Below are 7,540 nucleotides of genomic sequence, written 5' to 3' on the forward strand. Positions count from 1 at the left end.
CCGGACGGCGCGCGCCCAAGCGGCTTGCGGCCTAAATCGCGTCTTCGCTCACCCGCGGCAGGCCGTGAACGATCTCGTCCAGTGTGCGCCTTGCCTCGGGTATGGTGAACATCATCCAGCCATGGAACATGTCTTTTTCGGCAAATAGTTCGATCCGTGCGCCGCAGGCGTCCGCGAGATCGGTGAAGGAAACGCAGTCCGGATAGAGAATTTCGTTTGTGCCGACAAAGATCCTCATGGGCGGCAGGTCCTCCAGGTTTCCGTAGATCGGGCTCAGGCGGTAATCCTTGAGGTCATGTCCGGCCGCATGGAGCAGGGCGGCCTCTCTGGCGCCGTCGACACTCAGCCAAGGATCGGTGTCGGCCATATCGGTGATGCGGTGGTTGGTGAGCCCGGCATCAAGCCAGGGGCTGAGCAGGACGAGCTGATCGGCCATGCGAAGACCCTGGTGCGCGGCTTCGAGGCTCATCCCCGCCGCAAGCCCGGCGCCGGAACCGTCTCCCATCAGAACAAAGCCGCCTTGCGGCGCCGAGCCTGCCACGCGTTCGTATAGCGGCATGAGCGCCGCGTAGGCGTCGTCCCACCTGAATTGAGGGGCGAGCGGATAGAGCGGAACGATGATCCGGACGTCCGAGCGGGCCAGAATTTTGCTCACCAGCCCCCAATGCAAGGGGTCCATCCCGAAAAGGTGGAAACTGCCGTAAAGATAAAAAAGCGTGATGGAGGGGTTGCCGCCTTTGCGGCTTATCTCGATGACCGGCAATCCATCGTCATCGGACTGGCGCACGTCGAACGTCTCGCGCAGGCGTTTCGGCGGGTCGGAGCTTTGGCCATGCCGGCCGGTTTCAAGGCGCAGGCGTAGCGATTGCCCATCGGCGAATTGGCGGCTTTTCGTCATCCGCAGGAGCAGGGAAAACAGCCTGCTTTTTATGCTGGGCATGGGCGGATTGCCGAGGGCCAAAACCGAAATTTCCTATCCTGATCAAATGTTTGGAAAATAGATAGAGCAGATGTCATCAATATAAAACCATACCGCGAAGTTGTTTTGCTAGAGTATTGGCAATCGTTGGTAATACAGATACTTCAGAGCCTATGCTGCGTGTCGATGAAAACAATCGGAGATGGTGGCTGCTGACTGCAATGGCCGGCGGTTTGGGCCTGGTCCTTTTCGACGAGACTGTTGTCGGCGTCGCGCTTCCGGTCATCCGCGAGGAACTCGGAATGTCGGAGATCGCGTCCCACTGGGTCGTCAACTCCTTCTCCTCGTGTTTGCCGGCCTTGTCGCCGTCGGTGGCAGGCTGGGCGATATTCTGCCGCTTAAACCTTTGTTTTTGTTTGGAACGGCGGTTTTCGGGCTGTCTTCCGCCATGGCCGGGTTCGCGCCCACGACCGAGATACTGATCGCGGCGCGGGCCTTGCAAGGGGTTGGCGCTGCGATTGTCTTTCCGTTGTCCCTTAGCATCGTCACCCTCATTTTTCCGCGAGACCAACACGGCCTTGCGCTCGGCATCAAGGGAACCATCGGTACGGTGTTTCTGGCGCTCGGCCCTTTTGTCGGCGGCTTCTTTGCGGACTTTGCGTCGTGGCGGTGGATTTTCTGGATCAATCCGTTCCTGGCGGCCGCGATGATGTTCATCGTGGTTCGCGCCTGGACACATATCGAGGAACCGAAGTCCGGCCGCGGGATCGATGTCTTCAGTGTCGCATTGTTCTGCTCGGGCCTGGGTCTTGTTGTGGTCTCGATCATGCAGGCACCGGACTATGGCTGGGGCGCGGCGATTATCGTTGTGCCTTTCGCTGTCGGACTCTGTCTTTCGGCTGTTTTTGTCGTTCGTGAACTTCGACAGGACGACCCGCTCATCAATATGCGCCTGTTCACCAACTCGACCTTCGGCTCCGGCGTCTCCATCATATTCTTTGCGCAGTTCATGAAGGTGTGCACCTTTGTTTTCGGTGCGCTCTATTTCCAGAAGAAACTCGGGATGAGTCCGTTCATGGCTGGCCTTGCGATTTTGCCGGTGGTTGCGCTTCAGCCGTTCCTGGCGGCCAGTACGGGGAACCTGATCGATCGCCTGGGCACGCGCAGGCCGTGCAGGCCGACGTGCCATCGGCGGACTGACGCGCAGATCGCCTACCGATGATCAAGGATGCCCTGCTCTTTACGCTGCTTTCCTGACGGCAAGGACCGCATTGGTGCCGCCGAATGCGAACGAATTGCTGATGGCGGTGTTTATGTCGCGTTTTTTGGCAACGTTGGGCGTCACGTCGAGGTCGCATTCCGGGTCGGGTTCGTCATAATTGACCGTCGGCGGGACAATCCCCTCCTGAACGGCCTTCACGCAGGCGACCAGTTCAATGCCGCCACTTCCGCCGAGCGCATGCCCGTGCATCGATTTGGTCGATGAAACGGACAGTTCATCGGCGTGGCTGCCGAAGACGTTGCGGATGACCTTGGTTTCCGTCGCGTCATTGGCGCGGGTGCCGGTGCCGTGGGCGTTGATGTAGTCCACGTCCCGCGGTGACATGCGTGCCGACCGCAAGCAATGTTTCAGCGCCCGCGACGGACCTTCAACCGTCGGATTGACCAGATCTCCCGCATCGGCGGTCATGCCGACACCGGCAAGTTCGCAAAGGATTTTCGCGCCGCGCGCTTTTGCCAGGTCGGCGCGTTCGAGCACAACGACACCGGCGCCGTCCGCCAGCGCAAGGCCCTTGCGGTTCAGCGAGAAGGGGCGACAGGTCTGCGGCGCAAGGACGCGTAGCGCCTCCCACGCCTTCAGAACACCCCAGATAAGCGGTGCGTCGGTTCCGCCGACCACGGCGACATCCGCGTCGCCGCTCTTGATCGCCTGGTAACCGCAGACGATCGCATGGTTTGCGGACGAACAGGCGGAGGTCACGCCATAGACCGGCCCTTTGATGCCGTGCCACATGCTGATCTGGCTTGCGGGCGCCGAGGCCATCGAGCGCGGCACGGTCATGACGTGCGTGCGTTTGGCTCCGTCGATGAAAAACTTCCTGAAGCCCAGTTCGACGATCTCCCAGCCGCAGTTGCCGGCTCCGATAATGCAGGCGGACCGGTTGGCAAGATCCGCGTCGCTGAAATCCAGGCCGGCCTGACGGATCGCCTGATTGGCGCTTTCCATAGCAAGCAGCGTGAAGCGGTCGAAGGCAGGCAGACGGCGCTCGGGGACGCCGGCGTCCACGGGCCCGGGTATTTCGCCGCCGATCTCGATCTTGAGATTCTCGGTGGTGTTGATGTTGCGAAGGGGACGGATGCCGCACACGCCCTCTTTCATGGCCGACCAGGTTCGCTCGACATCATTACCCAGCGCGGATGTGCATCCCAGGCCGGTCACCGCGACCGCGGTATCTGCAATGCTCATTTAGCGCCGATGCCCATGGATTTGCCGAGTTCAAGCAGGTCGCCGACCGTCTTGATGGAGTCCGCCGCCGAAACCGTGTCGATATCGATTGCGATATCGTATTCTTCCTCAATCGTCATGATGATCTCAACCAGTTCGAGCGAGTTGACGCCGAGAGAGTCAAGGGTGGTATCTGAGGTGATTTTTTCGGGATCGTTTCCGAGTTGTTCACCGATAATCTTCGCGATCGTGCGTTCGGGATCAAGTGACTCTGTCATTATTGCGGCTTGTTTCTTGCGTTCAGGTCATACGGTTTCGCGCTCTATTGTCGCGGCACGACGGCACGGGACAATGGGATAGCGGTTTCATAACGGCAGGGCAAGAAGCTATTTACCTTCTACTTTCTTTATTACCCGGTCCAGTTTGCGAATGTTGAGAACGTCACGTTGAGCGCGCGCGCGCGGAACAGCCGGTATGCCGTAATAGATGCCGCCGGCGGGCACGGACGTTCCGACCCCCGCGGCCGCGCCGATGATCGCGTCGTCGCCGATCTTCAGATTGTCTCCGATCCCGGCCTGCCCACCGAGCGTGACCCGATCGCCCAGCACCGTACTTCCGGCAATTCCGGCCTGTGCGCACAGGATACAGTCCTCGCCGATCCTGACGTTGTGACCGACCATGACGAGGTCGTCTATCTTCGTGCCGCGGCCAATGACGGTCGGCTTCAGCGTCCCGGAGTCGATGCATGTGGAGGCGCCGATTTCAACGTCGTCGCCGATGATCACGCCTCCGAGACTTTCATTCTTGAGAAGTGAAGAATCCCGATCGGGTTTGTCGGAAACCTTGCCGGTCGCCTTCACGGCTTCCACGTTGCCGGGGTCGACGGGATGAAAGCTGAAACCGTCCGCGCCGATGGCGGCATTGGGATGAATGACGGCACGTGCGCCGATTTTGACGCCGACGCCTATGCGAGCGCCGGAAAAGACGGTTGAAGCGCGGCCGATTTCCGCCTCATCCAACACGGTGACATGCGACACCAGGGTCGTTCCGTCGCCGATGACCGCATTGTCCGCCACATAACACAGCGGACCGATGGTGACGTCGTCTCCCAGCACAACGTCCTGCCCGATAACCGCAGTGGGGTGAATGCCCCTTGTCTGTTTTGGACTCCTGCGAAAGAGCGCCGACAGGACCGGCAGCGTTTTGCGGTCCGCGGGGACGCGGATGACGGTTTGCGGTGCGATTTCGATGCCTGACACACCGGCCGGCAAAATCGCGGCCACGGCTTTTGTCGTCGCAAGGCCTTCGAAGAAATCCGGGCTGATGGCGACCGCCATGTCGCCGCCGCCGTCGGCAAGATCGGGTTGTACGGCCCGTTCGATTTCCAGCGCCGGATCACCGGTCACCTCGCCACCCAGCGCGTCCGCGATTTCCTGTGCCTTCAAATCGGTTCTCCCTTGTGAGGGCGCATTGTTGCAAAGCGCCTGAGTTTGCGGCTTTTGGCCTGAATGGACACCTTCAACTGTCGGGGATGGGTGGCCGACCTGGCGCCCGCCGGGGACCATACATGCCCGGCGATATTTTCACAACGCCGGCCATTTCAGCCGGGTTGCGAAGGGTCGCGTCCCCAAGCGCGGTTCATGGCGGCGCGCTGCGGATAAGCGGTGACAGTCGCGAGATAACTGGGTATGTGTCAATAATGTCGTTGCCACCTCCAACTGATTCCCAGCCATCGGGCGCCGCCGGGGGACAAAGCGGGAATATCGACGCTCGCAATGAGCCCGACGTCGACGTATCGAAGGCAGGCGACCAGACCCGCGTTTCACTGTCCGGAAACTGGCAGCTCCACTGCGTCGCCGATGTCGACGCGACCATGCGGGATCTTGAACAGTCGATACCGAAGGGCAGCGTGACGGTCGATTTCGGCAAGGTCGGCAAGGTCGATACGTCCGGAGCGCTCATTGTGGAGCGGCTGCGCGATCATCTGGAGATAAAGGGCTGCGAGGTCGCCTACCAGTCGGTCAGCGATGAGCAGAAGACGTTGCTCGAGGCCGTCGGCAATGCCTTTCGCGTGAAGCCTTCGGGGAGCGAGCAGCATGAACGGCGGCGCCTTGTCGACCGGATATTCGAGCCGCTCGGCCGCCTGACGGTTTCATTCTGGGACGATTTCATCGCCGCGATGTATATCCTCGGATCGGCGGTTCGCGGCACGCAGCTCAAGTCCGACCGGTCCTCGGGGATCTCCGTTGCGGCAATTGTCAGCCAGATGGACCATATGGGCGTCCGGGCGGTGCCGATCATCGCTCTGATGTCGTTCCTGATCGGCGGCATCATCGCCCAGCAGGGCGCCTTTCAATTGCGCTATTTCGGCGCCGAGATCTTTGTGGTCGATCTTGTCGGCATCCTGCAGTTGCGTGAAATCGGTGTGCTGCTGACGGCGATCATGATCGCCGGCCGCTCGGGCTCGGCGGTAACGGCGGAAATCGGTTCGATGAAGATGCGCGAGGAGGTGGATGCGCTCAAGGTCATGGGCCTCAATCCGGTCGGCGTCCTTGTCTTCCCGCGCCTTGTGGCGTTGACGGTCATGCTGCCGGCGCTGACGATCGTCGCCAATTTCACCGCCCTGCTTGGTGCCGGCGTCACGGCGTGGGTCTACTCCGGCATCACGCCTGATACGTTCCTCGCCCGGCTGCGCGAAGCGATCGACATGTCGACCATTGTCTCCGGCATGATCAAGGCGCCTTTCATGGCGCTGATTATCGGCATTGTATCCTCGGTCGAAGGGCTGAAAGTCGGCGGCAGCGCGGAATCGCTGGGGCGTCACGTGACATCGGCTGTCGTCAAATCCATATTTGTGGTTATCCTTGTCGACGGCATGTTCGCCATCTTCTACGGAGCGATCGATTTCTGAGCATGGCGAAGCAATCCCACGAACACTTTGAACTTGGTGTGGCCAAAAAGGACGTTGCGGGCCGCGAGTGCATATTGGAGGCACGCAATATCAGCGTCGCGTTCGGGTCCCATCAGGTTCTCAAAAACCTTGATCTGGATATCTGGCGCGGCGAAATCCTGGGATTTGTGGGGGCTTCGGGTGCGGGAAAATCCGTCTTGTTGCGCACCGTTCTGCAACTGTCTTCCCGGCAGGAAGGCACCATCAAGATTCTCGGGATCGATTACGACGAGGCGACGCCGAGGCAGCGCTTTGCGCTCGACATGCGGCTCGGCGTGCTGTTCCAGCACGGGGCGTTGTTTTCCGCCCTGACGGTTCTGGAGAACATACAGGTGCCGATGCGCGAATATCTGGACCTGCCGAAGAGCCTGATGGACGAACTCGCGCTTGTGAAGATCGAACTGGTGGGTCTTCGGCCGGAAACGGCCTCGCTCTATCCCTCTGAGCTGTCGGGCGGCATGATCAAACGCGCGGCACTGGCGCGTGCCCTGGCGCTGGATCCGGATCTGGTGTTCCTCGACGAGCCGACATCCGGTCTCGATCCCGTCAGCGCCGCCGAATTCGACGAACTTATCGCCAAACTCCGCGATACGCTGGGGTTGACGGTCTACATGGTGACCCATGATCTGGACAGCCTGTTTTCCGTCTGCGACCGCATCGCGGTGCTCGGTCACAAGAAGATCGTCGTCGAGGGCACAATTGAAGACATGCTGGCCAGTGACGAACCGTGGGTGCGGTCCTATTTCCATGGGAAACGCGCGCGTTCGCTTGTGCGGGCGAAATGATGGGGCCATAGTTGGCGGGTTAATCGGGGATAGAATCACCTTGGGGTCAAGGTGATGCGTAAAGCAGGATATGGAAACCAAAGCGAACTACACGCTGGTCGGGGTGTTTACGCTCATCGTCATGGTGGCGGCGTTCGGCTTCGTGTACTGGATGGCGACGTTCGGAAAATCCGGCACGACCGCGCAGCTTGAAATCCGCATTCCCGGTTCCGCCGGCGGCCTGAGTGTCGGTGCGCCGGTCCTGTTCAACGGCATCCGGATCGGCGCGGTTCAGTCGCTGACGATTGACGGTGTCGATCCGAACTTCGTGCTTGCGATGACCGAGGTCCGGGCGTCGGCGCCGGTCTATGCGACAACAAAGGCGAAGCTCGGCATCCAGGGGCTTACGGGCCAGGCGCATATCGAGCTCAGCGGCGGCGACAAAACCGGTCCGAACATTC

Annotated in this window: 8 protein-coding genes; 4 read left to right on the top strand and 4 right to left on the bottom strand. The window is 60.4% G+C overall.

What is annotated here, in order from left to right; translation table 11 throughout:
- Positions 1-31: 31 nt before the first annotated feature.
- On the bottom strand, positions 32-940 hold the full coding sequence (locus AC5E6N_RS18160) for an alpha/beta hydrolase fold domain-containing protein (protein WP_491749133.1): 909 nt from the start codon (positions 938-940) through the stop codon (positions 32-34).
- Between the two features lie 181 nt (positions 941-1,121).
- On the opposite strand from AC5E6N_RS18160, the gene AC5E6N_RS18165 reads away from it, so the two are divergent.
- Entirely contained in the window at positions 1,122-2,141 is a 1,020-nt protein-coding gene (locus AC5E6N_RS18165) for an MFS transporter (protein ID WP_491749134.1), read from the top strand.
- Positions 2,142-2,159: 18 nt separating this feature from the next.
- On the opposite strand, the gene AC5E6N_RS18170 is transcribed toward AC5E6N_RS18165, so the two are convergent.
- From AC5E6N_RS18170 to AC5E6N_RS18180, 3 genes are all read right to left on the bottom strand, one after another.
- The gene (locus AC5E6N_RS18170) at positions 2,160-3,386 is read right to left on the bottom strand and encodes a beta-ketoacyl-[acyl-carrier-protein] synthase family protein (RefSeq protein WP_491749135.1); all 1,227 of its coding nucleotides are present in this window, start codon (positions 3,384-3,386) and stop codon (positions 2,160-2,162) included.
- Positions 3,383-3,643: an acyl carrier protein gene (locus tag AC5E6N_RS18175; RefSeq protein ID WP_491749136.1), complete on the bottom strand. Its 261-nt coding sequence runs from the start codon at positions 3,641-3,643 to the stop codon at positions 3,383-3,385. Before AC5E6N_RS18175 ends, AC5E6N_RS18170 begins: the two co-directional genes overlap by 4 nt.
- Positions 3,644-3,751: 108 nt before the next feature.
- On the bottom strand, positions 3,752-4,810 hold the full coding sequence (locus tag AC5E6N_RS18180; RefSeq protein WP_491749137.1) for a UDP-3-O-(3-hydroxymyristoyl)glucosamine N-acyltransferase: 1,059 nt from the start codon (positions 4,808-4,810) through the stop codon (positions 3,752-3,754).
- A 254-nt stretch (positions 4,811-5,064) separates the two neighbouring features.
- Between AC5E6N_RS18180 and AC5E6N_RS18185 the strand changes: the two genes are divergently transcribed.
- The 3 genes from AC5E6N_RS18185 to AC5E6N_RS18195 form a co-directional block, all read left to right on the top strand.
- Positions 5,065-6,276, top strand: a complete 1,212-nt coding sequence (locus AC5E6N_RS18185) for an ABC transporter permease (protein ID WP_491749138.1) — start codon at positions 5,065-5,067, stop codon at positions 6,274-6,276.
- 2 nt (positions 6,277-6,278) lie between these two features.
- Positions 6,279-7,100 (top strand): ABC transporter ATP-binding protein, encoded by an 822-nt coding sequence (locus AC5E6N_RS18190; protein WP_491749139.1) that lies wholly within the window; start codon positions 6,279-6,281, stop codon positions 7,098-7,100.
- A gap of 70 nt (positions 7,101-7,170) precedes the next feature.
- Positions 7,171-7,540, top strand: a 370-nt coding sequence (locus AC5E6N_RS18195; protein WP_491749140.1) for an MlaD family protein, incomplete at its 3' end; no start/stop codon positions are given.

Source organism: Hoeflea sp., assembly GCF_984452065.1.

Bases quoted from the DNA above. Each gene is read 5' to 3' on its own strand.
- AC5E6N_RS18170 (WP_491749135.1), bottom strand. From the start codon at position 3,386: ATGAGCATTGCAGATACCGCGGTCGCGGTGACCGGCCTGGGATGCACA.
- AC5E6N_RS18185 (WP_491749138.1), top strand. From the start codon at position 5,065: ATGTCGTTGCCACCTCCAACTGATTCCCAGCCATCGGGCGCCGCCGGG.
- AC5E6N_RS18190 (WP_491749139.1), top strand. From the start codon at position 6,279: ATGGCGAAGCAATCCCACGAACACTTTGAACTTGGTGTGGCCAAAAAG.
- AC5E6N_RS18160 (WP_491749133.1), bottom strand. From the start codon at position 940: ATGCCCAGCATAAAAAGCAGGCTGTTTTCCCTGCTCCTGCGGATGACG.
- AC5E6N_RS18165 (WP_491749134.1), top strand. From the start codon at position 1,122: ATGGTGGCTGCTGACTGCAATGGCCGGCGGTTTGGGCCTGGTCCTTTT.
- AC5E6N_RS18175 (WP_491749136.1), bottom strand. From the start codon at position 3,643: ATGACAGAGTCACTTGATCCCGAACGCACGATCGCGAAGATTATCGGT.